At 64.5% G+C, this 25,256-nt stretch carries 25 protein-coding genes; 15 read left to right on the top strand and 10 right to left on the bottom strand.

Annotated features, from left to right (window positions below; translation table 11 throughout):
* From V6M52_RS16090 to phnE (V6M52_RS16050), 9 genes are all read left to right on the top strand, one after another.
* Positions 1-473: carbon-phosphorus lyase complex subunit PhnI (locus V6M52_RS16090; protein WP_332701786.1), on the top strand; the 473-nt coding region annotated here is incomplete at its 5' end.
* 184 nt (positions 474-657) lie between these two features.
* Complete coding sequence (locus tag V6M52_RS16085; protein WP_332701784.1) at positions 658-1,533, top strand: alpha-D-ribose 1-methylphosphonate 5-phosphate C-P-lyase PhnJ; 876 nt, start codon at positions 658-660, stop codon at positions 1,531-1,533.
* 180 nt (positions 1,534-1,713) lie between these two features.
* The gene (phnK, locus tag V6M52_RS16080; RefSeq protein ID WP_332701782.1) at positions 1,714-2,490 is read left to right on the top strand and encodes a phosphonate C-P lyase system protein PhnK; all 777 of its coding nucleotides are present in this window, start codon (positions 1,714-1,716) and stop codon (positions 2,488-2,490) included.
* A gap of 181 nt (positions 2,491-2,671) precedes the next feature.
* On the top strand, positions 2,672-3,373 hold the full coding sequence (gene phnL / locus V6M52_RS16075; RefSeq protein WP_332693538.1) for a phosphonate C-P lyase system protein PhnL: 702 nt from the start codon (positions 2,672-2,674) through the stop codon (positions 3,371-3,373).
* A complete protein-coding gene (locus V6M52_RS16070; RefSeq protein WP_332701780.1) occupies positions 3,370-3,984 on the top strand; it encodes a DapH/DapD/GlmU-related protein in 615 nt (204 codons plus the stop codon). The genes phnL and V6M52_RS16070 overlap by 4 nt, the downstream gene beginning before the upstream one ends.
* A 305-nt stretch (positions 3,985-4,289) precedes the next feature.
* Positions 4,290-5,105 (top strand): phosphonate ABC transporter ATP-binding protein, encoded by an 816-nt coding sequence (phnC, locus tag V6M52_RS16065; protein ID WP_332701778.1) that lies wholly within the window; start codon positions 4,290-4,292, stop codon positions 5,103-5,105.
* An 80-nt stretch (positions 5,106-5,185) separates the two neighbouring features.
* Complete coding sequence (gene phnD / locus V6M52_RS16060) at positions 5,186-6,094, top strand: phosphonate ABC transporter substrate-binding protein (RefSeq protein ID WP_332701777.1); 909 nt, start codon at positions 5,186-5,188, stop codon at positions 6,092-6,094.
* 68 nt (positions 6,095-6,162) lie between these two features.
* Complete coding sequence (phnE, locus tag V6M52_RS16055) at positions 6,163-7,122, top strand: phosphonate ABC transporter, permease protein PhnE (protein WP_332701790.1); 960 nt, start codon at positions 6,163-6,165, stop codon at positions 7,120-7,122.
* A 9-nt stretch (positions 7,123-7,131) separates the two neighbouring features.
* The gene (gene phnE, locus V6M52_RS16050) at positions 7,132-8,481 is read left to right on the top strand and encodes a phosphonate ABC transporter, permease protein PhnE (protein WP_332701775.1); all 1,350 of its coding nucleotides are present in this window, start codon (positions 7,132-7,134) and stop codon (positions 8,479-8,481) included.
* Positions 8,482-8,642: 161 nt separating this feature from the next.
* Here the strand turns inward: phnE (V6M52_RS16050) and dinB are convergent, their stop codons facing one another.
* Positions 8,643-9,917: a DNA polymerase IV gene (gene dinB, locus V6M52_RS16045; RefSeq protein ID WP_332693523.1), complete on the bottom strand. Its 1,275-nt coding sequence runs from the start codon at positions 9,915-9,917 to the stop codon at positions 8,643-8,645.
* Positions 9,918-10,089: 172 nt separating this feature from the next.
* The gene (locus tag V6M52_RS16040; protein WP_332701773.1) at positions 10,090-10,863 is read right to left on the bottom strand and encodes an SDR family NAD(P)-dependent oxidoreductase; all 774 of its coding nucleotides are present in this window, start codon (positions 10,861-10,863) and stop codon (positions 10,090-10,092) included.
* Between the two features lie 187 nt (positions 10,864-11,050).
* Here V6M52_RS16040 and murB point away from each other — a divergent pair, with 187 nt between their 5' ends.
* Entirely contained in the window at positions 11,051-12,043 is a 993-nt protein-coding gene (gene murB, locus V6M52_RS16035) for a UDP-N-acetylmuramate dehydrogenase (protein ID WP_332701771.1), read from the top strand.
* Positions 12,044-12,305: 262 nt separating this feature from the next.
* Positions 12,306-12,701: a nucleoside diphosphate kinase regulator gene (gene rnk / locus V6M52_RS16030; protein ID WP_332693514.1), complete on the top strand. Its 396-nt coding sequence runs from the start codon at positions 12,306-12,308 to the stop codon at positions 12,699-12,701.
* A 48-nt stretch (positions 12,702-12,749) separates the two neighbouring features.
* On the opposite strand, the gene V6M52_RS16025 is transcribed toward rnk, so the two are convergent.
* Positions 12,750-13,679, bottom strand: a complete 930-nt coding sequence (locus V6M52_RS16025) for a LysR family transcriptional regulator (protein ID WP_332701769.1) — start codon at positions 13,677-13,679, stop codon at positions 12,750-12,752.
* Between the two features lie 93 nt (positions 13,680-13,772).
* Between V6M52_RS16025 and V6M52_RS16020 the strand changes: the two genes are divergently transcribed.
* The 3 genes from V6M52_RS16020 to V6M52_RS16010 all read left to right on the top strand — a co-directional run bounded on the left by V6M52_RS16020 (position 13,773) and on the right by V6M52_RS16010 (position 17,009).
* Positions 13,773-14,399 carry a class I SAM-dependent methyltransferase gene (locus V6M52_RS16020; protein WP_332701767.1) on the top strand — a complete coding sequence of 209 codons (627 nt, stop codon included), beginning with the start codon at positions 13,773-13,775 and terminating at the stop codon, positions 14,397-14,399.
* Between the two features lie 110 nt (positions 14,400-14,509).
* Entirely contained in the window at positions 14,510-16,180 is a 1,671-nt protein-coding gene (locus V6M52_RS16015) for a Na/Pi cotransporter family protein (RefSeq protein ID WP_332701765.1), read from the top strand.
* Between the two features lie 13 nt (positions 16,181-16,193).
* On the top strand, positions 16,194-17,009 hold the full coding sequence (locus V6M52_RS16010; RefSeq protein ID WP_332701763.1) for an inositol monophosphatase family protein: 816 nt from the start codon (positions 16,194-16,196) through the stop codon (positions 17,007-17,009).
* A gap of 228 nt (positions 17,010-17,237) precedes the next feature.
* Here the strand turns inward: V6M52_RS16010 and V6M52_RS16005 are convergent, their stop codons facing one another.
* The 7 genes from V6M52_RS16005 to V6M52_RS15975 all read right to left on the bottom strand — a co-directional run bounded on the left by V6M52_RS16005 (position 17,238) and on the right by V6M52_RS15975 (position 24,187).
* Complete coding sequence (locus tag V6M52_RS16005; RefSeq protein ID WP_332701760.1) at positions 17,238-18,071, bottom strand: glycerophosphodiester phosphodiesterase; 834 nt, start codon at positions 18,069-18,071, stop codon at positions 17,238-17,240.
* Positions 18,072-18,090: 19 nt separating this feature from the next.
* Positions 18,091-19,131, bottom strand: a complete 1,041-nt coding sequence (locus V6M52_RS16000) for an ABC transporter ATP-binding protein (RefSeq protein ID WP_332701759.1) — start codon at positions 19,129-19,131, stop codon at positions 18,091-18,093.
* Positions 19,132-19,139: 8 nt separating this feature from the next.
* Positions 19,140-19,958, bottom strand: a complete 819-nt coding sequence (locus V6M52_RS15995) for an ABC transporter permease (RefSeq protein WP_332691279.1) — start codon at positions 19,956-19,958, stop codon at positions 19,140-19,142.
* Position 19,959: 1 nt separating this feature from the next.
* Positions 19,960-20,835: an ABC transporter permease gene (locus V6M52_RS15990; protein ID WP_332701757.1), complete on the bottom strand. Its 876-nt coding sequence runs from the start codon at positions 20,833-20,835 to the stop codon at positions 19,960-19,962.
* On the bottom strand, positions 20,832-21,980 hold the full coding sequence (locus tag V6M52_RS15985) for an extracellular solute-binding protein (RefSeq protein WP_332691285.1): 1,149 nt from the start codon (positions 21,978-21,980) through the stop codon (positions 20,832-20,834). The genes V6M52_RS15990 and V6M52_RS15985 overlap by 4 nt, the downstream gene beginning before the upstream one ends.
* 559 nt (positions 21,981-22,539) lie before the next feature.
* Positions 22,540-23,022, bottom strand: coding sequence for an SRPBCC family protein (locus tag V6M52_RS15980; RefSeq protein WP_332691288.1), 483 nt, complete (start codon positions 23,020-23,022; stop codon positions 22,540-22,542).
* A gap of 268 nt (positions 23,023-23,290) precedes the next feature.
* Complete coding sequence (locus V6M52_RS15975; protein ID WP_332701755.1) at positions 23,291-24,187, bottom strand: N-acetylmuramic acid 6-phosphate etherase; 897 nt, start codon at positions 24,185-24,187, stop codon at positions 23,291-23,293.
* A 263-nt stretch (positions 24,188-24,450) separates the two neighbouring features.
* Between V6M52_RS15975 and V6M52_RS15970 the strand changes: the two genes are divergently transcribed.
* A complete protein-coding gene (locus V6M52_RS15970) occupies positions 24,451-25,239 on the top strand; it encodes a GntR family transcriptional regulator (protein ID WP_332686711.1) in 789 nt (262 codons plus the stop codon).
* Positions 25,240-25,256 lie beyond the last annotated feature (17 nt).

Here is a 25,256-nt window from a genome sequence, read left to right as displayed (position 1 = left end):
TGGCGCTCGCCTATTCGACGCAGCGCGGCTACGGGCGAACCCATCCCTTCGTGGGCGAAATCCGTATCGGCGAGGTCGATGTCGAGTTCGACGTGCCGGAACTGGGCTTTGCGGTGAACCTGGGACGCATCCGGGTCACAGAGTGCCAGATGGTCAACCAGTTCAAGGGCAGCGCGAAAGTGCCGCCGCAGTTTACCCGAGGCTACGGGCTGGTGTTCGGCCAGGCCGAACGCAAAGCCATGGCCATGTCGCTGGTCGACCGGGCACTACGGGCACGCGAATTCGGCGAGGACCTTGTCGCGCCGGCGCAGGACGAGGAATTCGTCATTTCGCATTCCGACAATGTGCAGGCGACCGGCTTCGTCGAGCACCTGAAACTGCCGCATTACGTGGACTTCCAGGCCGAGCTGGACCTGATCCGGCGCATGCGGGCGGAACATGAAGCGGTGGCGATGCGGGAGGCGGCGGAGTGATGATCATTGCTTCAGGCCGGCTGCTCCACCCCCTCCCAACCTTCCCCGTCGAGGGGGAGGTGCTGCTCCACTCGTTTGGCTCGATCCAGCCTAACCCACCGGCCTGTACCTCCCCCTTGATGGGGGAGACTGGGAGGGGGTGGGGCCCCGACCACGCCTCTCTCGATTCTAGCGAGGTTCTGTCATGAACGCCGTCGCCCAATACAACTTTGCCTATCTCGATGAGCAGACCAAGCGGATGATCCGCCGGGCCATCCTCAAGGCCATTGCCATTCCCGGCTACCAGGTGCCGTTCTCGTCCCGCGAAATGCCCATGCCCTATGGCTGGGGCACGGGCGGCGTGCAGGTGACGGCGTCGATCATCGGGCCGGATGACGTGCTCAAGGTCATCGACCAGGGCGCCGACGACACCACCAATGCCGTCTCCATCCGCGCCTTCTTCGCCAAGGTCGCGCAGGTGCAAACCACCACCCATACCGCCGACGCCACCATCATCCAGACCCGCCATCGCATTCCCGAAAAGCCGCTGGGGCAGGGGCAGATCCTCGTCTACCAGGTGCCGATCCCCGAGCCCCTGCGCTTCCTCGAACCGCGAGAAACCGAGACGCGCAAGATGCATGCGCTCGAAGAATACGGCCTGATGCACGTCAAGCTCTACGAGGACATTGCCCGTCACGGCCGCATCGCCACCACCTATGCCTATCCGGTCAAGGTCGAGGGCCGCTACGTCATGGACCCCTCGCCGACGCCCAAATTCGACAATCCCAAGATGCATATGAGCGAAGCGCTGCAACTGTTCGGGGCAGGGCGCGAACATCGCATCTATGCCGTGCCGCCCCATACCGAAGTGGTGAGCCTTGATTTCGAGGACCACCCCTTCACCATCCAGCATTTCGAGGAGCCCTGCGCCCTCTGCGGCGCCGAGCAAGTGTATCTAGACGAGGTCATTCTCGATGACCGCGGCGGGCATATGTATGTCTGCTCGGACACCGACAATTGCGAAAGCCGCCGCGCCGAAGGGCATGTGGGTGCGCTGGGCGTCAAGGAGGCTGCGGAATGATGGCCGTCGAGATTGTCGAGACGGGCACCTCTTCACCTCTCCCTTCGGGGGAGAGGTCGGCGCGACAGCGCCGGGTGAGGGGGCCTTTGCTGGGTGAGGTGCGTGGGAAAGGCCCCCTCACCCGACCCAAGAGGGTCGACCTCTCCCCCAGAGGGAGAGGTGAAGAAAGCGAGGCATCCAGTGATTGAACAACCCCTTCTCCGCGTCAACAACCTGACCAAGTATTACGGCAGCCGTCTCGGCTGCGCCGATGTGAGTTTCGAGCTCTGGCCGGGCGAAGTCCTGGCCATTGTGGGGGAATCCGGCTCGGGCAAAACCACCTTGCTGAATTCCCTGTCAGCCACGCTGGAACCAAGCTCGGGCCGGACTCTCTACCGCATGCGCGATGGCGAATGGCGCAATATCTACGACCTCTCCGAAGCCGAACGCCGCTTCCTCGTCCGCACCGACTGGGGCTTCGTGCACCAGAACCCGGCCGACGGGCTGCGCATGACCGTCTCGGCCGGCGCCAATGTGGGCGAACGCCTGATGGCCGTGGGCGATCGGCATTATGGCCATATCCGCGAGACCGCACTCGATTGGCTCGGCCGCGTCGAAATCGCCGCCGACCGCATCGATGACCAGCCCCGCGCCTTTTCCGGCGGCATGCGCCAGCGCCTGCAGATCGCCCGCAATCTCGTCACCGGCCCGCGCCTGGTCTTCATGGATGAGCCGACCGGCGGTCTCGACGTCTCAGTGCAGGCGCGCCTGCTCGACCTGCTGCGCGGCCTCGTGGGCGAACTGGGCCTCGCCGCCATCGTCGTCACCCACGACCTCGCCGTGGCCCGCCTGCTCAGCCATCGCATGATGGTGATGAAGGATGGCTACGTCATCGAAGCCGGCCTCACCGACCGCGTCCTCGACGACCCCCGCGAGCCCTATACCCAGCTGCTCGTCTCCTCGATTTTGCAGGTGTGATGATGACTGAAGCACTGCGCCCCCTCATCCGTCTGGCGCTTCGCGCCACCCACCCTCTCCCTCAAGGGGAGAGGGGAGGCCCGGTGGCCGATCAAACTCAGTGCCCCCCTTCTCCCCTTGAGGGAGAAGGTGCCCCGAAGGGGCGGATGAGGGGTCTCTTTCTCACGCGCGGAGCCATCCAATGACCGCCCTGTCCGTCCAGAACCTCTCAAAAACCTTCACCATGCACCTGCGTGACGGCGTCATCCTGCCGGTGGTGGAAAACGTCAATTTCGACGTCCACCCCGGCGAATGCGTCGTGCTCGGCGGCCCCTCGGGCGCCGGCAAGAGCTCCATCCTCAAGATGGTCTACGGCAATTACGGCGTCGACGCCGGCTCCATCACCCTCCGCCACCACGGCGAGCCGGTCGACCTCGCCACCGCCGATCCCCGCACCGTGCTGACGCTGCGCCGCGACTCCATCGGCTATGTCAGCCAGTTCCTGCGCACCGTGCCGCGCGTCTCGGCGCTCGATGTGGTGGCCGAACCGCTGGTCATCCGCGGCAAGGAGCGAGCAGAAAGCCAGCAAGCCGCAAGAAATCTCCTGGCACGCTTGAATCTGCCCGAGCGCCTGTGGAGCCTGCCCCCCGCCACCTTCTCCGGCGGTGAACAGCAGCGCGTCAACATCGCCCGCGGCTTCATCACCGATCATCCGGTGCTGCTGCTCGATGAGCCGACCGCTTCGCTCGACGCCACCAACCGCGCCGTGGTGGTTGCCATGATCGCTGAGAAAAAGGCGGCCGGCGTCGCCCTGCTGGGCATTTTCCATGACGAGGAAGTGCGCGCCCAGGTGGCGGACCGCATCGTCGACGTCACCGCCTTTGCCCCGAGGATCGCCGCATGAAAAAGCTGGGCCTGGAACCCTCAATCCACCCGACCGCCAAGGTGCATCAATCGACGCTCGGCCGCTATACCGAGGTCGGCGCCGGCTGCTCGGTGTCCTATTCGAGCCTGGGTGACTATTCCTACTGCGTCGGCAACACCCAGATCGCCTATTCCAGCATCGGCAAGTTTTCCAACATCGCCGCCCATGTGCGCATCTACGCCTCCATGCACCCCATGGAACGCGCCTCGCTGCATCACTTCACCTATCGCTCGGCGCAATATTTCGAGGGCGAGGCGGACGACCAGTCCTTCTTCGACTGGCGCGAGAGCACGCCCATCAGCATCGGCCACGATACCTGGATCGGCCATGGCGCGGTTATCATGCCGGGCGTCACCGTCGGCAATGGCGCCATCATCGGCTCCAATGCGGTAGTGACCAAAAATGTCGCCGATTTCGCCATCGCCGTCGGCGTCCCGGCCCGCACCATCAAGCAGCGCTTCAGCGACGCCGTGGCGAGCCGGCTCGACGCGATGAAGTGGTGGGACTGGACCCACGACAAACTGCATGACGCACTGCCGGATTTCCGCAAGCTGGGGATCGACGCGTTTCTGGAGAAGTATGAGGCTTAGCGTCGTCCCGCAGGGCAAAACGCTCCAGTGGAGCGATTTGCGGCGGCAAGGCCATGAGAGCTATGGCGAGCAGCCCGTCACAAACTCGATCGTCACCCTCGGGCTCGGGCCGAGGGCTGTGTACTTGCGGTGTCCGTAAGGGAAGACCCCTCGGGTCAGGTCCGAGGGTGACGCCCGGCCACAGCCATCCCCGCGACCCACAGTCACAAAAGCCCGGTGCATAGTCACGCAACCGTCACCAAACCTACATGATGACGTTACCTCCCCGCCCTAGGTCTGCCGCAGTTCAACGGCGAGGGCGCCTGATGCTCAAGATTTCCAACGTTTCGCGACGCTTCGGTGACAAGCTGGCCGTCGATGGCGTGAACCTCGAAATCCCGCAGGGCCAGATGGTCGGCATTATCGGCCGCTCCGGCGCCGGCAAGTCCACCCTGCTGCGCATGATCAACCGCCTCGCCGATGTCTCCTCCGGCTATATCGAATATGGCGGCGTGCGCACCTCCGAGCTGCGCGGGCAAGAGCTGCGCAACTGGCAGCGCGACTGCGCCATGATCTTCCAGCAGTTCAATCTGGTGCCGCGCCTCGATGTCATCACCAATGTGATGCTGGGCGGGCTCAATGGTCGCAATCCGGTACTCAATCTGCTGCAGCTGTTTTCAGTCGACGAGCAGATGCTGGCGCTCAAGGCCCTGGAGCGGCTCGATATCGCCGCCACCGCCATGCAATGGGCTCAGACGCTCTCGGGTGGCCAGCAGCAGCGTGTCGCCATCGCCCGTGCCCTGATGCAGAACCCCAAGATGATCCTGGCCGATGAGCCCATCGCCAGCCTCGACCCGCGCAATGCCCAGATCGTCATGGACAGCCTGCGCGACATCAATGCCGACGGCATCACCGTCATCACCAATCTGCACACGCTCGACACCGCCCGCGCCTATTGCGAACGCATCATCGGCATGGCTTCCGGCAAGGTGGTGTTCGACGGCACGCCGGATGAGCTGACCACCGACGTGGCCCGCACGCTCTACGGCGCCGACGGCCTCAAGGAAGCCTTTTCGGAGGCCATGACCTCGACCTCGCTCGCACCCATTACCCCGCCGGCCGTTGCCGCACGGGCACTCTGAGTTTCCAGCGTTCCGCAGCTGCCTGACCGCCAAGGCGGCGCCAGTCTGCCGACATCCTCGCGTCACCAAAGGAGATTTCCATGACTGCGATCCGCACCATCCTGCTCGCCGGCATTGCCGCTGCTGCCCTGACCACCGGCGTCGTCGCCCAGGACAATGTCCTGCGCATCGGCCTGCTCGGCGGCGAGAACGAAGCCGACCGTCTGCGCGACAACCAGTGCCTGGTCGATCTGATGAAGTCCGAACTCGGCTTCTCCGATGTCCAGCTCTTCCCGGCCGCAGACTATAACGGCGTGATCCAGGGCCTGCTGGGCGGCACGCTCGACTATGCAGAACTCGGTGCCTCGTCCTATGCCGCCGTCTACCTGCAGGACCCCAATGCGGTCGAGCCGATCCTGACCACCGAGCAGACCGACGGTGCCACCGGCTACTATTCGATCATGCTGGCGCGCAAGGATTCCGGCATCGAGACGCTGGAAGACATGAAGGGCAAGAAGCTCGGCTTCGCCGATCCGGACTCCACCTCGGGCTACCTCGTTCCAGTCGTGGCGCTGCCAAACGACGTCAAGATGCCAGTCGAAGAATACTTCTCCGAAACCGGCTTCGGCGGCGGCCATGAGAACCTGGTTCTCGCCGTGCTCGACGAGCAGTTCGATGCCGGCGTGACCTGGGGTTCGGGCGTCGGCGAATTCTCCGAGGGCTATTCCTCGGGCAATATCCGCTCGATGGTCGACAAGGGCATGCTCGACATGGAAGACGTCGTTGAGCTGTGGAAGTCCCCGCTGATCCCGAACGGCCCGATCGTGCTGCGTTCGAGCCTCGATCAGGAGACCAAGGACAAGATCGAAGCCTTCCTCAAGGCCCTGCCGGAAACCAACTACGAGTGCTTCCGCGCTGCCCAGGCCGGTGACTACAACGGCTATGTCGAAGTCGACGCCACCTTCTACGACGCCATCATCGCGGCCCGTAAGGCCACCATCGGCGGCTAAGCCAACCTGTCGGCCGGACCCTGTGCGGGGTCCGGCCGATCCTTTGTCTGGAGACCAGCATGGCGGACATGACCAATAGCGGGTCGGGCCTCAGCGCCGCGACCGGGACCATCCACCGGCACTACCGGCAACTGCTGGCGACGCGGCGGCTCTATTCGCTGCTGGCCGTGGCGGGCCTCGCCGCGGTGCTGGTTTTCGCGCTGCTCTTCGCCAACAATGCCAGCTCGGGCAAGTTCCTCGATCGGCTGCCATATCTCTTTGATTTCATTAAGAATTTCGTTCCAGACGATCCGTTCGAAATCGTCCGCGCCATGTTCGACCTGCCCTCGCCCCATGCCGATGGCTCGTTCAAATACGACTATGAAGTGGGCCGGCATTACCTGTTCGGCACTGGGCTCTACATCCCTGAATATTTCTACGAAATGCTGGTGACGCTCAACATCGCCTTCGCCTCGACGCTGATCGGCGGGCTGTTCGCCTTTCTGTTCTGCTTTATTGCCGCCTCCAATCTGGGCGTTGCCGCACCGCTGCGCTGGGTCATCCGCCGGCTGTTCGAGCTGATGCGTGCCTTCCCTGAAATCGTGCTTGCCGGCATGATGGCCGCCGTGTTGTCGCTCGGCCCGATCGCCGCCATCTTCGCCGTCTCGGTGCATACTGTCGGCGCCCTGGGCAAGATGTTCTTCGAAGTGGTCGAGAACGCCGACATGAAACCCGATGACGGGTTGCGCGCTGTCGGCGCCAACTGGTTCGAGCGCGTGCGCTTTGCCATCGTGCCCCAGGTCATGCCGAACTTCGTCTCCTATTTCCTGCTGCGCACCGAGATCAACGTGCGCGCCTCCACCATTATCGGCGCCGTCGGTGGCGGCGGCATTGGCGAGGTGTTCCGCCAGTCCATCGGCCGCGACCATGCCGCCAAGACCTATGCCATCGTCATCCTGCTGTTCCTGACCATTGTCGCCATCGACCAGCTGTCCGGTTGGCTGCGCCAGCGCCTGGTCGGCAACGCCGCCTTCCAGTTCGGTGCTTAGGAGCTCGCCATGCCCGCCATCGCCCTGACCGCCGCCGACCGTGCCCGCCTGCGCAAAACGCACCCCGAACTGTTCACCTCCAGCATCGTCAAGCGCTGGGGCGGGCTGATGCTGCTGGCTGGCGCGCTAGCCTACCTGATCTACTGCTGGAGTTTCTTCGACGTCGGCCAGAAACTGGCCGAGGGCAAGTGGGAGCGCGCCAGCGTCTATATGGCCGACTGGATCAGCTGGGAAGCCCAGCCTCGCTACCGCTTCCAGCCCGATGGCGCGCTCGAAATCGAGCACCAGCGCTTTTCCCCGCTGGGTGAGAACCCCGATCCGGACTGGATGACCACACTGCCCGACGGGCGCGAGGAAGTCACATTCGGCGATCATTCCAACCGCATCGAAATCGCCACCAACGGCGTGGTCGCAGTTCTCGGCGGCGTGCCCTATGACATCGCCTTCGCCAATGAAGCGGCCATCCTGCCTGACAACGCCCCCGCCGCGATGAGCGAAAAGAACGGCCGCGTCACCGTGGAATACGGCTTTGCCGGCAGCGCCGAAATCCGCGCTACCCAGGTCCTGGTACGCCGCCGCTTCCTGGGCTGGGAGAATTTCTGGTTCGACACCACCTCGCCCTTCTGGGGCATGAGCGTGTCCGAGCTCTGGACCAGCGTAACCGCCGGCCCGCAGATCAGCCCCGACCAGTCCAACCTGTCGCTGGCCTGGAACGAATTCCTGACCAATTCGGAATGGCAGCATGGCGACGTGCTCAACAAGCTGCTGCAGACCATCGTCATGGCCTTTGTTGGCACGCTTTTCGCCGCGACCCTGGCTTTCCCACTGGCCTTCATTGCCGCCCGCAATGTCACCAACTCAAAACCCCTGAACTGGGCGGCCAAACGTTTCTTCGATTTCACGCGTTCGGTCGACATGCTGATCTGGGCACTGGTCTTCACCCGCGGCTTCGGCCCGGGCCCGCTGGCCGGCATCGCCGCCATCTTCGTCACCGACACCGGCACCTTCGGCAAGCTCTATTCGGAAGCCATCGAGAATATCGACGACAAGCAGCGCGAAGGCGTGCGCTCGGTGGGCGCCTCGACGGCGGACGTCAACCGCTTCGGCGTCGTGCCGCAGATTGCCCCGGTCGTCATCAGCCAGACGCTGTATTTCTGGGAAGCCAATATCCGCGGCGCCACCATCATCGGCGCGGTCGGCGCCGGCGGCATCGGCCTCAAGCTGCTCGAAGCCATGCGCACCAATCAGGATTGGGAAAACGTCGCCTATATGGTGCTGCTGATCCTGATCGTCGTCTTCGTCTTCGACAGTCTCAGCAATGCCCTGCGCTCCCGGCTGATCGGCCCAACCGGGCACTGAGGGCTCCTCACCTCTCCCTTCGGGGGAGAGGTCGGCGGCAAGCCGCCGGGTGAGGGGGCCTTTTCTTGGCTCCGTGTTGGGGCAGGCCGCACCTTACCTCGCCCCTCAGGGGAGAGGTCGGCGCGCAGCGCCGGGTGAGGGGTGCGATGGGGGAGCCCCAATCACAGCTCCTTCTCCGCCAGTTCCCGAAACGCATCTGGCACCGAGCGCGGCGCTTCCAGCACCACCGAGCCATAGCCAATGGCTTCCCAGCCAAAGCGATTCCGCACCTTGTCCATGGCCCCGTCCGCCTGCCGGCGCGCCGCGCCGCTGCGCGTCCCGGGGCGCCGGGCATCCTGCGGTCCGCCCAGGGAAAATTCCAACTGCATCAGGCTATCGGGCACCAGGTGCGAAACCGAAATCGCCAGCAGCGAGATATCGCGCTCGTGGGGATATTCGCTCCGCACGCCGGCCACCAGTTCCTCGGCGATTTCGGCAATCGTGGTGGTCGCCGAAACCGGCGCACCCAGCGTCATGGCGCGGGTGACCGCCCGCATGTCGGCGAAGCGCACGCGGGTCGTCACCGTGCGGCCGGACCACGCCTTGTCACGTAGCCGCGAGCCGATGCGGTCGGCCAGCAGCCGCAGCGTCGGCCGGAATATCTGCTCGCGGAAGGGCTGGCGCCCCAGCGCCGACTGCGCCCCTGCCGAACGGGCCCGATGATCGGTGACGATGGCGCGCGGATCGCGGTTCCAGGCCAGCGCGAAGAGCTTTTCGCCCGCCGCATGCCCCACAAGACGCTCCAGCGACCGGCCGGGCGTTGCTGCCAGCTGGCCGATGGTCACGATGCCGGATTCGGCCAGCCTGGCCTTGGTGACCGGCCCGACACCCCACATCAATTCCACCGGCAGATCATGCAGGAACGCCAGTTCATCCGCTGGCTCGATCACCACCATGCCGTCCGGCTTGGCCACCTGCGAGCCGATCTTGGCCAGGTGCTTGGTGCGCGCCACGCCCACCGATATCGGCAGGCCAAGTTCGTCGCGCACGCGCCGCCTGATCGTCTCGGCCACCGCCGCCGGTGGGCCGAACAGGTGGGCGGTGCCGGCCACGTCGGCAAAGGCCTCGTCGATGGAGATACGCTCGACCAGCGGCGTGTAGTCTCCCAGAATGGCGATGGCAGCATCGCCCAGCCGCTGATAGTCGCGAAAATGCCCGCCCACGAAGATCAGTTGCGGACACAGCTCGCGCGCCTTGCGCCCCGGCATGCCGCCATAGACGCCAAACGCCTTGGCTTCATAGGACGCCGCCAGCACCACGCCCCCGCCCACGGCAATCGGCCTGCCGCGCAAGGACGGGTCGAGCAATTGCTCGACCGACGCATAGAAGGCGTCGAGATCGGCATGAAGGATCGTCGCGCCATCCACCTGAGCACCCTGTGGTTCCAACTGGAACATAAAGGGAACAAACGACGCGACGAGTCAAGCACAGCTTTCTTACCTCTCCCTTGGGGGAGAGGTCGGCGCGCAGCGCCGGGGTGAGGGGGCCTTTACTGGGTGCGGTGTTGGGGAAGGCCCCTCACCCGACCCAAGAGGGTCGACCTCTCCCCCCAAAGGGAGAGGTAAAGGCCTACGGCATCAACTGCCCGCCATTGACCTCGATGACCTGCCCGATGATGTAGCCCGACAGGTTCGGCGAGGCGAGGAACAGGTAGGCGCCGACGCATTCCTCGGCCGTGCCGGCCCGACCCTGCGGAATGGTCGCGACATTGGCCTTCATCTGGGCCTCGGTGGAATAGCGCTCGTGGAACGGCGTATCGATCACGCCCGGCGCCACCGCATTGACGCGGATGTTAAAGCCGATCAGTTCCTTGGCCATGCCGCGCGTGATGTTGGAAACCAGCGCCTTGGACGATCCATAAAGCCCCGCGCCATTGCTGGCCCCGTTGCGGGCAGCGATGGACGTGGTGTTGATGATGAAACCGCCCTGGCGCTTGAGATGGGGGATCGCGGCGCGGCTGGCGGCGATGACCGAGCGGCCGTTGAGGTCCATCACCCTGTCGTAGTAATCGTCGTCCATCTCCGCATAGGCCATGCGGCCCACCATGCCGCCCGCATTGTTGATCAGCCCATCGAGCCGGCCAAAAGCAGAAGCCGTTTCCTCGACCGCGCGGGCGATCTCGGCCGATTTGCTCGCGTCGGCGCGGATGAGCACGGCCTTGCCGCCGCTGTCGATGATGGCCTTGGCCACCGCCTCAGCCGCATCCTTGCTCGAATTGTAGTGCACGCCCACCGACGCGCCCTGCGCGCCGAAGGCCTTGGCCAAAGCCGCGCCGATGCCGGTCGAGGCGCCGGTGATAAGCACGGCCTTGCCGGCGAGATCGGGAATGGTGAGTTGGGTCATGGCAGGACTCGGAACGTGGCAGGGCAGGTGGCCAGTGATAGGGCGCTATTAGCGCTAATACAAGGCAGGCGGCGCCATCGCACGATGGGCCTAGCAGGCAAAGAGTCTCGATTTTGGCGCATCTTCCCTATATCTGCAGTTGGGATGCGCCGGTCCCCCGACTCGGCGGCCGGAGACTTGCCTGCCGATGACGCCGGACTTTGACCTGCAGCGCCACAATACCCTTGGCCTGCCCGCGCGTGCCCGCTTCGGCGCCACCATCACCCAGGCCGATGAATTGGCGTCGCTGCTGTCGGAAGCGGCAGCTCGTGGCCTGCCGTTCCGAGTGCTGGGCGGCGGCAGCAATGTCGTGCTGCGCCCCGTCTTCGATGGCGTCATCGGGCTCATGGCCATTGCCGGCCGCGAGATCCTGGGTCGTCGTGGCGACCACACATTGGTGCGCGTCGGCGCCGGTGAAAATTGGCATCGGCTTGTCGAATGGACGATTCAGCACGATCTTCCCGGCCTCGAAAACCTCGCCGGCATCCCTGGCACGGTAGGCGCCGCCCCGATCCAGAATATCGGCGCCTATGGCTGCGAACTGGTTGAGCGCTTCGAGTCACTGGTCGCGCTCGACACCGAGGATAACGCGCTCAAGACCTTCTCCCGCGACGACTGCGACTTCTCCTACCGCCAGAGCATGTTCAAGCGCACACCGGGCCGCTTCATCGTCGTTTCGGTAACCCTGGCCTTACCCAATGCCTGGCGCCCCAATCTCGGCTATCCCGGCCTCAACACACTCGCCAGTGATACCGACGCCAGGACCATCATGCAGACCGTCGTCGCCGTGCGGAACCGCAAGCTCCCCGATTGGCGCAAGCTCGGCAATGCCGGCTCGTTCTTCCACAATCCCATCGTCGAAGCCGATGTGGCCGACCGGCTGGCCGCCGACCATCCGGAAGCGCCGCGCTATCCCGGCGCCGATGGCCGGGTCAAGCTCTCGGCCGCCTGGCTGATCGAGCGCTGCGGCTTCAAGGGCCACCGGCTCGGGTCGGCCGGCGTGTCGGACCAGCATGCCCTCGTCGTGGTCAATCACGGCGGCGCCACCCAGCAGGAGATCAGCGACCTGGCCGGCCAGATCGTCTCGGCGGTCGAGGCCCGCTTCGGCGTCCGCCTGGTCCAGGAACCCGAGCTGCTCTGAGCCTCGGGGGCAGGGCGGCTTGACTTTGGCCCGCCCGCGCTTACCTTGATGATATGAACCTTTCGCCGAACATCATCGCGCCATTGATGCGCCGGTACATTCTGGTTGAATTCTAGCTGCCCTGAACCTGTGCGCCTTTGCGCCCGGCAGGTTTAGGGGGTCAGTTTCTCACGCACATTCGGTCGGGCTGCAGCCAGGGTTCGGGGGATTCCCCGTTCGATTTCGCGCTGTCGCCCTCCATCAACCCCCAAGGGAGCTTTCCATGCGTACGCCTACCCTGAGACCCCAGATCGTCGTTGCCGAGCCCGAGCACCGCCAGCTCCTGGCGCTCGCCGCCGGCAGCGCCAGCAGCGCTGCCGAAAGCCTGCTCGCCGAGATGGAGCGCGCCCGCGTCGTGCCGGAAGCCAGGCTTCCCGCCGATGCCGTGCGCATGGGGTCCAAGGTCCAGTACCGTACCGACCGCGACGAAATTATCGACGTGACGCTGGTCTACCCAGCCGATGCCGACATTTCGGCGGGCAAGGTCTCCGTGCTGACGCCAGTCGGCGCCGTGCTGATCGGCCTGCGCACGGGGCAGTCGATCACCTGGATGTCCCGCGATGATCACAAGCATGTGCTGACCGTGCTGGCCGTCAGCCAGCCCGCCGAACCGGCCTGATCGTGGCAAGCAGGAGGCCGCCTTCGGGCGGCCTCCTGCTGCCCGCAGTCAGTCGTCAACCGGGTCACCTGTGCCGCCACCAAGTCGCCGCTCGGTGGACAGCGTTTCCACGAGCAGGTCGAACACCAGCCTGATGCGCCGGCTGCTATGCAACTCCCGGTGCGCCACCAGCCACATCGGGGCGGCAATCGGCCTCATGTCTGGCAGGACGCATTCAAGGCCCGCTATGCGCTCTGCCACCTCGCGGAACATCACGCCGATCCCCAGCCCCTGTCTGACCATCTCGATGCCGGCAACGAAGCTATTGGTGATCCAGCGGAAATTCTGCTGTGTCACCGGTATGCCGCGCGCGTTGAGCTCGGCCACCAAGGCTTCTCCCTGGACGAACCCGATAAAGGGCGCGTCACCCAAGGCCGCGGCAGTGCTGGGCCGGCCCAGCCGGTCGAGCAGGGCACTGGCGGCATAGATCAGCACCGCGCTGTCCGGACAACGGCGGGCGATCAGGTCGGGGTGATCGGGCTGCACATGTCGTATCGCGATATCGGCCTCCCGCCGCATCAGATTGTCGATGCTGTTGGAGGCAAGGACTTCCACCACAATGCCCGGGGCGATGTCGCGTAGCCGTTCCAGCACCGGCGGCAGCATATGCGCGGCGACGATGTCGCTCGCGGTGATCCGCACTAGGCCCTCGGTCGCCTGCGACTGGCCCGACACGGCCAGCCCGATGCGATCGGCCGCCGCCCGCATGATCTTGACCTGCTCGACCAGTTGCCCGCCCGACGCCGTCAGCACCAACCGCCGTCCCATCCGCTCGAACAGCAGCAGGCCCAGCGCCTGTTCCAGCGCGGCGATCTGCCGGCTCAGCGTCGGCTGGGTCAGGCCCAGCTCGCGCGCCGCACCCGACAGCGAGCCCCGCTCGACCGTGGCGAGAAAGGCGCGCATCTGGTTCCAGTCGAAGTCGATCTGTCTGTCGCTCATGCGTAAACGTATAACGCTGTGCAGGATTAGGCAATTTCCCTATATCCCGATCGGCCCTATTATCCTCGGCAGAGATTTGACGGGGTAAGCGCGATGACGGCGGCAAGCAGCAGTTTCTGGGACCGGTTGGCCGACCAATATGCGCGCCAGCCCATTGCCGACGAAGCGGCCTACCAGACCAAGCTGCGCGTCACCCGCAGCTATTTCCGCCCCGACATGTCCCTGCTCGAACTCGGCTGCGGCACCGGCGGCACCGCCATCAGCCACGCCCCCTTCGTGGCCCATATCCGCGCCCTGGATTTTTCCGAACGCATGCTGGACATCGCCCGCGCCAAGGCCAGGGCTGCAGGCGTCGACAATGTCACCTTCGAACAGGCCGACATTTCGGCGCTGTTAGAGCCACCCGGCAGCTATGACATGGTGCTCGGCCTCAGCATTCTCCACCTGCTCAAGGACCCCGATGCGGTGATCGGCAGGGTCCACGCCATGCTCAAGCCCGACGGCCTTTTCATCACCAGCACCGCCTGCATCGGCGACACCATGGCCGCCCTTAAGTTCATCGCCCCGCTGGGCCGAGCCTTTGGCCTGCTGCCCCAACTCCATGTCATGACCGGCGCCGAACTGCTCGACAAGTTCACCCGCGCCGGCTTCACCATTGCCCATCAGTGGCTGCCCGGCCGCGGCAAGGCGCTCTTCGTCGTGGCCCAGAAGCAGGGCTGAGGGGCGCCAGCACGGACTAGCCGCACTGGTGCTGACAAACCCATGAAATCGGTCGACACTGAGCAGGACTGGCGTACATTGCTTGTTCCAGTCTGCTTCGGTAAGGGAATATGCATTCCACTATACAGTTGATCAACCTGCTCGGCGCCGGGGCCCTGCTGCTTTGGGGCCTGCGGCTGATCAAGACCGGGGTGATGCGGGCCTTCGGCGCCTCGCTGCGGCTATGGATCGCCAAAGGCACCGGCAATCGCTTCACCGCCGTGCTTTCCGGCATCATGGCCACGCTGGCGCTGCAATCGAGTACGGCCACTGCCGTCATCACCGCGTCCTTTGCCAGCAGCGGCGCCATCCAGCCGCGCATGGCCCAGGCGGTTATGCTCGGCGCCAATGTAGGCACCTCCATTGCCGCGGTGATCCTGTCGCTCGATGTGCACTGGTTTTCCTCGGCCACCATCCTGGTCGGCGTCACCGTCTTTTCGCTGAGCAAATATGCCCGCGGCAAGGGCATTGGCCGTGCCGTGCTGGGCCTCGGCCTCATGCTGCTGGCGCTGCAACTGGTCGGCAATGTCACCGGCCCGCTGCGCGAGTCCGAAGTGATGGTCGCCATTCTCTCTGGCCTGAGCGATGCGCCGGCCTTCGCGCTGATCCTGGCTGCCGTGCTGGCGCTCGTCGCCTCATCGAGCCTGGCCATCGTGCTGTTCGTGGCGTTGCTGGCCTCGGCCGGCATTGTTGAGCCGCCGCTGGCGGTGACCCTGGTGGCCGGTGCCAATCTCGGCGGCGCCATTCCGCCGCTGCTCGCCGTGCTGCACGAGGGCACCGAGGCCCGCCGGCTGACCCTGGCCAACCTCGTCGTCCGCGCCGTCGGCGCCATTGTGCTGACCATATTCGCGGTGCCGGCTGCCGGCCTGCTGCAGGCCATCCTGCCCAGTGCCAATGCGTTGACCATCGCCGCCCATATCGGCTTCAACCTGGCACTGCTGGTGCTGTTCCTGCCCCTGCTCGGCCCCATTGGCAAGCTGGCGGCCCTGGCCATTCCCAAGCCGGCCACGCCCGAAAAGGGCGCCAACTATCTCGACGAAAGCGTGCTCGACACCCCCACCATCGCGCTGGCCACCGCCGCCCGCGAGACCTTGCGCGTCAGTGATATCGTGCTGGCCATGCTCTCAGGGAGTTTGGAAGCCCTGCGCAAGCCGGGTCCGGCCACCCGCAGCGCCGTATCCCAGCTCGATGACGACGTCGATGCCCTCAATCAGGCGATCAAGCTCTACCTCACTAGGCTCGACCAGACCGATCTCGACCAGGACGAAGCCCGGCGCTCGGCGCAAATCATGAGCTTTGCCATAAATCTGGAACATGTCGGCGATATCGTGGAAAGCGGCCTCTGCGACGCCGCCGGCAAGATGGCCAAGCGTCAGCTCAAATTCTCGTCCGATGGCCTGGCCGAAATCGTCGCGCTCTATGAAAAGACCATCACCAACATGCAGCTGAGCCAGACCGTATTCATGACTGGCGATCCCCAACTGGCGCGCCAATTGGTGGCCGCCAAGGTCGAGGTGCGCCGGCTCGAGGCCCGCTCGGCCCAGACGCATATCCAGCGCGTGCGCGAGCGCGTTCCCGCCTCGGTCGAGACCAGCTCGCTCCACCTCGATCTCCTGCGCGACCTCAAGCGCATCAACGCCCATCTGGCTTCGGTCGCCTATCCCATCCTCGAAACCAAGGGTGAACTCGACGAGAGTCGGCTGCGCCCCCACGCCGCCCTCGAGCCCAAGACGGCAAAATAATCCGGAGCTACCGATGAACTACGATCCTGTCCTCGCAGACATGATTGCCGTTGCCCGCGAGGCGGGGGCCCTGACCCTGACCTATTTCAAGCGCTTCCGCGAATTGGAGATCGGCATCAAGGGGCCGGCCGATTTCGTCTCCGAGGCCGACAAGGAGAGCGAACTGCTGATCCGCAAATTCCTCTTCGAGCGCTACCCCGACTGGAGCTTCACCGGCGAGGAATTCGCCGCCGTCGACAAGGACAGCGATCACCGCTGGCTGGTCGACCCGATCGATGGCACCACCAATTTCATCAACGGCATGCACTACACCATCTCCATCGCCCTGCGCCGCGGCAATGAGACGGTCTGTGGCGCGCTCTACAATCCGGTCTCTGACGAGATGTTCACCGCCATCAAGGGGCAGGGCGCCTTCATGAATGGCGAGAAGCTCAAGGTCAGCGAGCAGGCCGATATCGGCCTGTTCAATGTTGGCACCGGCCTCGCCACGCCAGGGCTCTTCACCTATCCCGGCTTCTACCAGCGCCTCGATGCCATCCGCGCGCCCATCGGCTCCGTCCGCATCGTCGGCAGCTCGGCCAATTCCTGCGCCTATGTCGCGCTTGGCCGCCTCACCGGCTACTACGAGGAATCCGGCATCGTCGATTGGGCCGTGGGCGTCCTGCTGGTCGAAGAGGCCGGCGGCGTCGTCACCGACTGGTGGGGCCGCGGCCCCGAATTCTACGAACGCACCGGCTGCGTCATCGTCGCCAACAAGCCCACCCACGCCTATCTGCTCGACAAACTCAAGGACGCTCCGAGGAAAGATCCGAAGGACGGCTCGCACTAAGACCCTTTTTCACCTCTCCCTGGGGGGAGAGGTCGGCGCGCAGCGCCGGGTGAGGGGGCCTTCACCACGGAGCCCCCTTCTCCCCTTGAGGGAGAAGGTGCCCGAAGGGCGGATGAGGGGCTTGGGAGCGGCCCAAAGGGCAAAATCGCTCCAGTGGAGCGATTTAGCTGCCAAGGCCTTGAGGGCTACGCCCGAAAGGCGGGGCGGCCCAAAGGCGAGGCATCCACGTCACCCCATCAGCGCCAGCAGCCCCTCCGGATCATCCGTCGTGATCTGATCCACCTTGAGCTCCAGCAGCCGCGCCACCTTGGGCTGGCTCTCGGCATTGGCGCGGTTGATCGTGTAGGCATCGACCCGGCGGCCTTCGGCATGAAACGCCGCGACAATGTCGAAGCCCTGCCGATCCGCCTCCAACACCAGCCCAAAATAGAGATAGATCATCTCCGCCCTGGGCGATGCCGCCACGGCGTTGCGCACGAAGCCGGCGAAATCGCGCGACTGCGCCAGCCGTTCCAGCGCCCCGTCATGGCAGGGGTCGTAGCCGATGCGCAGGCCCTCCACGCCCCCGGTCAGTAGCCGCACCGATTCCGCATCGCCCGACGACAGGATCATGTGCCGCGCCACCGGCGCCACGCTCTCCTTGAACGAGGCGATGGCGGCTTCATCAAGCGCCCGCCAGTCTTCCTTGTAGTCGAGCTGCAGCAGCGCGTCGGCGTGCAGTCCGCCTTGCGCCAGCAAGGCGCAGAGGTCTTCCAGTAGCATGACCTTGTCGACGAGCGGCTTGCCGTCCTCGCCCCGCAGGTTGAACGAACGCAACGCTGCCGCGCCCAGATCGGCAACCTTGCCGCTACCGGTGGTTTCGCGCTCGACGCTCAGGTCGTGCAGCACCGCATAGCCGCGGTCCGCATGCACCACCAGATCCACCTCCACACTCGCCCCTAGCCGCAGCCCTTCGAGGATGCGCGCGCCGGTAAACACCGGATCGCTCCCCCTGCGTCGGGCGCGATGCCACTTGAGCCATGTGCGATGGCCGCCTCGGGTGATGAAGATGGGGTCGATCATGTCCTACCAAGAGTTGCGATCACGCCCGGTGGATCAGCGCATTGTCGCGATAGGCGGCAATGGCGCGGGGCCGCAGCGTTACGCCCTGTCCCGCCTTGAACAGGTCGGGATGGGAGACCATGGCCTTGATCCTCGTGGCGTCGAGCAGGTCGAGATCGACCAGGCCATGCGTGCCATAGTCGGTGACGCGATGCACCTTGCCCTGACCGCCATCCTCGGCCACCGCCAGATCCAGCGCTTCCGGCCTTATGGCCAGCGTCGCCGGGCCATCGCTGATGGGTAGCGGCGTCGAATAGCCGGCCCGGCTGAAAATGCCGTTCGACACCGTGCCTTCCACCAGGTTCATTGTCCCGATGAAACCGGCCACGAATGGCGTCTGCGGCTCACGATAGACCACGTCCGGCCGGTCGATCTGCTCGGTCCGGCCGTCACGCATCACCACGATCCGGTCAGCCATCGACAGGGCCTCGTCCTGACCATGCGTCACGAACAGCGTGGTGATCTTGAGCCGCTGCTGAATATCGCGCACCTCTTCGCGAAGTCTTTCGCGCAAGTGCTGGTCCAGACTCGCAAAAGGCTCGTCGAGCAGCAGGATTTTTGGCTCCAGCACCAGCGACCGCGCCAGCGCCACGCGCTGCTGCTGCCCACCGGAAAGCTGGCCGACGCCACGCGTGCCATAACCGCCCAGGCCCACCAGTTCCAGCACGCCCTCGACCCGCCGCTTGATCTCGTCCGGCGCCACTTTGCGCAGCTTGAGCCCGAAGGCGAGGTTCTTGAACACATTCATATGCGTCCACAGCGCGTGGCTCTGGAACACCATGCCGGTCGGCCGCCGCTCCGGCGGCACATGGGTAATGTCCTCGCCATCGATGGTCATCAGCCCGCTGGTTGGCGTCTCGAAACCGCCCACCATGCGCAGCAGCGTCGATTTGCCCGAACCGGACGGGCCAAGCAGGCACACCAGTTCGCCATCGGCCACGTCCAGCGAGAAGCTGTCCACCGCCCGCACGCCGCCATTGGGGAAAATCTTGGAAACGTCTTTGATGCTGAGAACCGACATGAAACTTCCTAGCCGCCGAAACCGCGGGCAAACGAACCGGAATTCACCACTCGCCGCGCGAACAGCAGCGCGATGAAACTGGGAACCCACAGCAAGACGGAGAGCACCGCCCCATACTGGATCACCGGCTGGTTGTTGATGAACGAGATCATCAGCACCGGCAGCGTGCGCACCTGTGGCGCGCCGATCAGCCAGGCGCCTTCGGTCTCATAGAACGTGCCGACAAAGCTGAGCAGGATCGCCGCGGCAATGGTCGGCCCGGCCTGGGGCAGGGTGATCGACCAGAATACCCGCATGGGACTGGCCCCCACGTCGCGCGCCGCTTCCTCCATGCGCCGGTCCACCGCCTGGAAGGCGGCCACCGGAATCCAGATCATGAACAGCAGGGTGCCGACGAGCTGGATCAGCACCACGCCCCAGAAGGTGCCGATGAGGTTGAGCTGCAGGAAAATGCCGGCAATGGCGACCAGCAGGCCAAACTTGGGAAAGGCATGCCCGGCGAGAAACGAGAAGAAAAGCAGGTTCCGCCCCGGAAAATCCAGCCGCGCGAAGGCATAGGCCGCCGGCAGGCAGATCAGCGCCGAGAGGAATGTCACCATCGTCGCCAGCGACAGGCTCGTGGTGATGGAACTCCACACATCGGCGCGAGCCAGCGTCTGCCCCCAGAACCGGAGCCCGAATTCCTGCGGGATGACCGACGGATAGCGCCACACATTGGTAAAGGCCCATGTGCCGACGACGATGAGCGGAAACACGATGATCAGCGTCAGCACCACCGCGAAGGTGATGCCGGTCCAGTCGATCCTGCGTTGAGCGAGCACGGCCATGCTAGGGCGTCCTGTTCTTGGCGACAGAGCGCACATAGAAAAGCCCGAAGACGATACAGAACCCGAAGGTGATGACCGCCTGGGTAATGGCCGTCTGCGGGTCATACAGATCGCGGAAGGTGCGCTGCATGAACGGGCCCATCATTTCCGGCGCCGCCGGCCCCAGAATGTAGGGCAGGGTGAAGGCCGAGAAGATGCCCAGCACGGCAAACGAAATCGCCACCAGGATGGAATTGGAAATGCGCGGCAGGATGATGTGCCACAGCAGCGCAATCCGCCCGGCACCCACATCGCGCGCCGCTTCCACCGCCTGGTTGGACACACTGCCCAGCCCCGAGAGCAGGATCAGCACGGTGAGCGGAATATTGTCCCAGACCAGTCCGATCACCGGCCCCCAGGGCGTCAGATAGGGCGTGCGGATCTTGGGCAGGCCCACCGAATTGAGCAGGATATCCACCATGCCATTCGGTCCCAATACGCGGATCAACGCGAAGCTCAGGATGATCGAGGGCACGAACATCGGGAAGATGGCGAGGCCCTGCACATAGGCCGCGACCTTGGTGTCAGAGAACCGCAGATAGAGCGCGATCGGCAGGCAGACAATCAGCAGCAGGATGGCGCAGACCCCCGTCGTCCACAGCGTCATCGACAGGTTCGCGAGGCTATAACCGTCCGAAAAGAAGAACCGATAGGTCTCGATCGAGAAAGCACTGCCCTCCGGCGTCCGCACCCAGATGGTCGTGATCACGGCCGAAATGATCGGCCAGATCACCAGCCAGATGACGAGGAACACCGGGACGGCCACCAGCAGGAGGCCGATAGGCCTCCTGCGTTCTCTTGCCACGGGCGCTGGCTGGCCCGCATCGACTGTAGTCACGCGTTGGGGTCCACGTTCGGAGCCACGGCACGGTACCAGCCGTCATTGATCGCCTTTTCCCAGTCACCGCCCGGGAAGACCGGGATCGAGGCCGGGATGACGTCCTTGAACTTCTCGCGCAGTTCGGCCGAGACATGGTCCCAGGACACGCCGGGGAAGCCGCCCAGTTCGGTCAGTACGGCCGACTGGATCTCTTCGCTGAGCACGAAATCGGCCAGCTTGAGCGAAGCAGCGTGGTTGACGCCATTGGTCGGGATGGTCAGGCGGCTGAACCCGCCCGGGAAGCCCAGGTCGGTCAGCTGTACCAGGCCGGTCGTCTCGGGCAGCACGCCCTGCGCGATGGCCGACAGCGTCTGGTCCGACCAGGCCGGGATCATGGTCACGGCCGACTGGCTCAGCAACTGGATCGACTGGGTGTTGCCTGACGTATAGGCACCCTGGTCGAACAGCGACGGAGCCAGGTCCATCAGGACATCCCAGGCCGGATTGAGCGCGGCTTCGCCGGCTTCGGCAGTGTAATTGTCGACCGTGAACTTGGTCGGATCGTTGCCGTTGGCTTCATAGATGGCGCGGCGCACGAAATTGCCGCCGGAACCGCCCTTGTTGGGCCGGTTATAGATAAACTGGCCGGGATTGGCCTTGATCCAGGCGATCAGGTCGGCCCAGGTCTTGGGGGCATCGGCCGGAGCGAGCTTGGTCGTGTCATAGGCCAGCAGCACCTGCGAACCGCGATAGGGCATGTTCTGCGGAATATCGAGCGCCAGCGGGTTGATCTTGGAATAGTTGGAAAGACCGGCCGCCTCGATATCGGTCCACAGACCCTTCTCGAGGGCGCCTACGGGCTGGCGGGCATCGAAGCCTTCAAAGAAGTCCGCCTGCGGATCGGTGCCGGTGTCCATGGCGGCAATTGCGCGCTCCGCAATCGCCTGCAGGCCGGCATTGTCGCCGCCGTCCACCAGGTTGAGGGTGACGCCGGGATTGGCGGCTTCGAATTTCGGCTTCACCACATTGGTCCAGAAGTCGAGGACGTTCTGGTCCGAGCTGGTGTACCAGTCGATGACGCCTTCGGCGCCAAAGGACATGCGGGGCAGCATAAGAGCGCCGGCAGCCGTGCCGGCGGCAAGCATGAAATCACGCCGTTTCATTGTAATCTCCCTATGTCCGCTCAATAGAACGGATGTTCCACATGACGGTAAAATCCGCCTGCAGGTTTCATCGATCTTGCGTCGACCTCTCCCGGGCAAAAGCTAACTACCGGGCAGGAAATTATGCAAGCGGAAACCCTTAGGTCGGCAACGCCACGACAGCGGCGTAGAAATCACAGCTTTGCGACAGCCATGTAACGGCAAAAAAATCGAGACGCGGGGACGGGTAGCCGGGCCCGGTTAAACGCTGTTTATGACAAAGCAAACGATTGGGTAGCATGGAAGATTGTCGACCCACCCAGCCCATCGCGGCTGCGTCCATCCGCGTCCTGCCGCATCTTTGGCTTCGCTCCACCCGCCAACTGCCGTCAAGCGCCCCTCCGCGCCTGCCGGGCCGGCGATGAAGACCCCGTGGCACCACCCGGCAATCTTCAGCCAGTTTCGAACGATCCTCGCCACGCGTTCCATTTTTGAAACGCTAATTCCAGATTAGCCCCATAAAGGCCCTCAAATAGCGGCAGGGTCCGCGCCAACCGCAGGCGCAGACCCTTTCCCTGTGTCAGATGCTGGCCGCCAGGGCCTCGAGCTGTGCCGCACACATGCCCCAGCCCTCGTGAAAGCCCATCTTCTTGTGGTTTTCGGCGTCCTCCGCGGTCCAGTGCCGGGCGATCGCAGTATATTTCGTCTTGCCCGCGCCGGCGTCCTCGAACGTCAGCACTGCGGTGAAGAACGGCTTGGCCGAGGGTGCCCAGTCCCCGGTGAAGGCATCGGTAAAGACCAGCTTCTCGTTGGGCACCACCTCCAGATACTGCCCTTCATTGGGATATTCGGCGCCGGACTCATCGGCCATGGTGACAGCGCTACCGCCGCCCGGCCGCACATCGAGCTCCGCCTTGGGCGTGCTCCACGGCCGGGGCGCAAACCACTGTTTGAGCAGGTCCGGCTGCGTCCAGCATTGATAGACCTTGTCGCGCGGCGCATTGAGTATGCGGGTCAGCACGAGATCGCGATCGGTATCCTGGGTGGGAAGGGTCTTGGTCATTTGGGCATTCTCCGTTGCGTGTAGTGTCACCAAAGCGACGAGCCGCGCGGCTCGCTTTCGACATCGATTCCGGACTTTTTTGATTTTTTGTTCTGGGCGGGCCTCGGTGTGGGCTCCAGAGTGGAGCCACCTTCACCTCTCCCTCTGGGGGAGAGGTCGGCGCGCAGCGCCGGGTGAGGGGGCCTTTTCTTGGCTCGGTGCTTGGGAAACGCCCCCTCACCCGGCCGAAGACGGTCGACCTCTCCCCCAAGGGAGAGGTAAGGAAACTCTACCGCCCCAGCATCTCCAGCGCCGGCCGCAAGTGCCCGTCGCTCTCCACCAGAATCCGCTGCGCGCCGCCAACGCTATCCGCTCCTGCCGCCAGCAAGATCGCCGTCTTCACCGCCCCATCGGCCCGCTCCAGCGCATCCGCCGCAGCGTCGTCACCCACCCCGCTGACCGCCATCACGATCCGCTTCGCCCGCCCGCGCAGCTTCAGATTGTCGGCGATCAGATTGACCATGAAGCCGTCATGCACATGGCCCAGATGAATGGCCATCATGGTCGAGAGCATGTTGAGCGCGATCTTCTGCGCTGTGCCTGCGCCCATGCGGGTCGACCCGGCAATCACCTCCGGCGGCGTCGACAGGCAGATGGCCACGTCGACTTTGGCAAAGATCGGCGCCCCGCGATTGTTGCTCATGCCGATGGTCTTGGCGCCTGCCGCTCGCGCCGCCTCGACGGCCGCCATGGGGTAGGGCGTATAGCCGCTGGCCGTGAGCGCGATGACGCAGTCGCCCGGCCCGAGCCCGGCCGCGGCGATCTCAGCCCGGGCCGACTCGGCATCGTCCTCCGGTCCGCCTTCCATATTGGTGAGCCCGGCAATGCCGCCGGCCAGCAGCACCTTGATGCGGTCGCGTGCAATGCCATAGGTGCCGGGCAATTCCAGTGCGTCGGCCAGCGCCATCAGCCCCGAACTGCCGGCCGCCGCATAGATCAACCGCCCGCCGCCCTTTAGGCATTCCGCAGCAAGTTCCGCCGCTTCGGCGATGGCCGGCACCGCTTCCTGCACCGCTTCGGCCGCCTCGACCTGCGCTGCGGCGAGAATCGCCAATGCCTCCTGCGGCGGCCTCATATCGAAGCCCGAAGCACTGGCATGGACCATCTCGGTTTGCGTTGAACTCATGCCGCTCTCCTGTCGTCGCAACAATGCCAAAAAAATACCACTTGTCCACCCAAGGTCGCTGGCCAGCGGTCCCAATGATCCGATACAGCCCTAAAACGTCAATTGGACCAGCGTTATGCGCGAATGGTGCATAGGTAATTTTTGGGGCTTGGTGAATGGTATTTTATTGGTATTATAGAACCAGAGGAGCGGCGCTTGGTCAATCCGCAGACATTTAGTGATATGCATCGCTCCACCAGGTGCAACAAGGCGAGGGGGAAATAGTGGCCGATCTGCCCAACAGTTTCTTTGCCGATGGTCCGGTGGTGCTGCCAACGGGTGGGCCGCTCTATCTCCAGCTCAAGCGCTGGATCGAGGATGCCATCCATAGTGGCGCCGTCAATCCCGGCGATGCCCTGCCATCCGAGCGCGATCTGGCCACCAAGGTCGATGTGTCGCGCGTTACCGTGCGCAAGGCGGTGCTGCAACTGGTCAGGGACGGGGTCCTGGTCCAGCGCCACGGCTCGGGCACTTTCGTGGCGCCGCAGACCCAGCGCGTCGAGCAGTCCTTGTCCCAATTGACCTCCTTCACCGAGGATATGGCCCGTCGCGGCATGGAAGTGCGCGCCGAATGGCTCGATCGCGGCCTCTATGTGCCCTCGCCGGAAGAAACCGTCATTCTGGGCCTGACCTCGGGCGAGCAGGTGGCCCGTATCGCCCGGCTGCGCCTCACCGGCGATACGCCGCTGGCTATCGAGCGCGCCAGCCTCTCCTCGCGCACCTTGCCCGATCCGACCAGCATCGGCGATTCTCTCTACAAGCACCTCGACAAGACCGGCAGTCGCCCCATCCGCGCCATCCAGCGCATCCGGGCGGCCAATCTCAATGAGGAAGATGCGGCGCTGCTGCAGGTTCCGGCCGGCTCGGCGGGGCTCAATATCGAGCGCACCTCCTATCTGGCCTCTGGCCGCGTCATCGAATTCACCCGCTCGATCTACCGGGGCGATACCTACGACTTTGTCGCCGAACTGCGGCTCGGCGACTCGCCCGCTACAGGAGCCACCAAGCCGTGACTTTGCCGAACCAGACC

This window comes from Devosia sp., assembly GCF_036676215.1.
In the GTDB taxonomy this organism is placed as follows: domain Bacteria; phylum Pseudomonadota; class Alphaproteobacteria; order Rhizobiales; family Devosiaceae; genus Devosia.
This window is presented reverse-complemented; position numbering and strand designations above follow the sequence as displayed.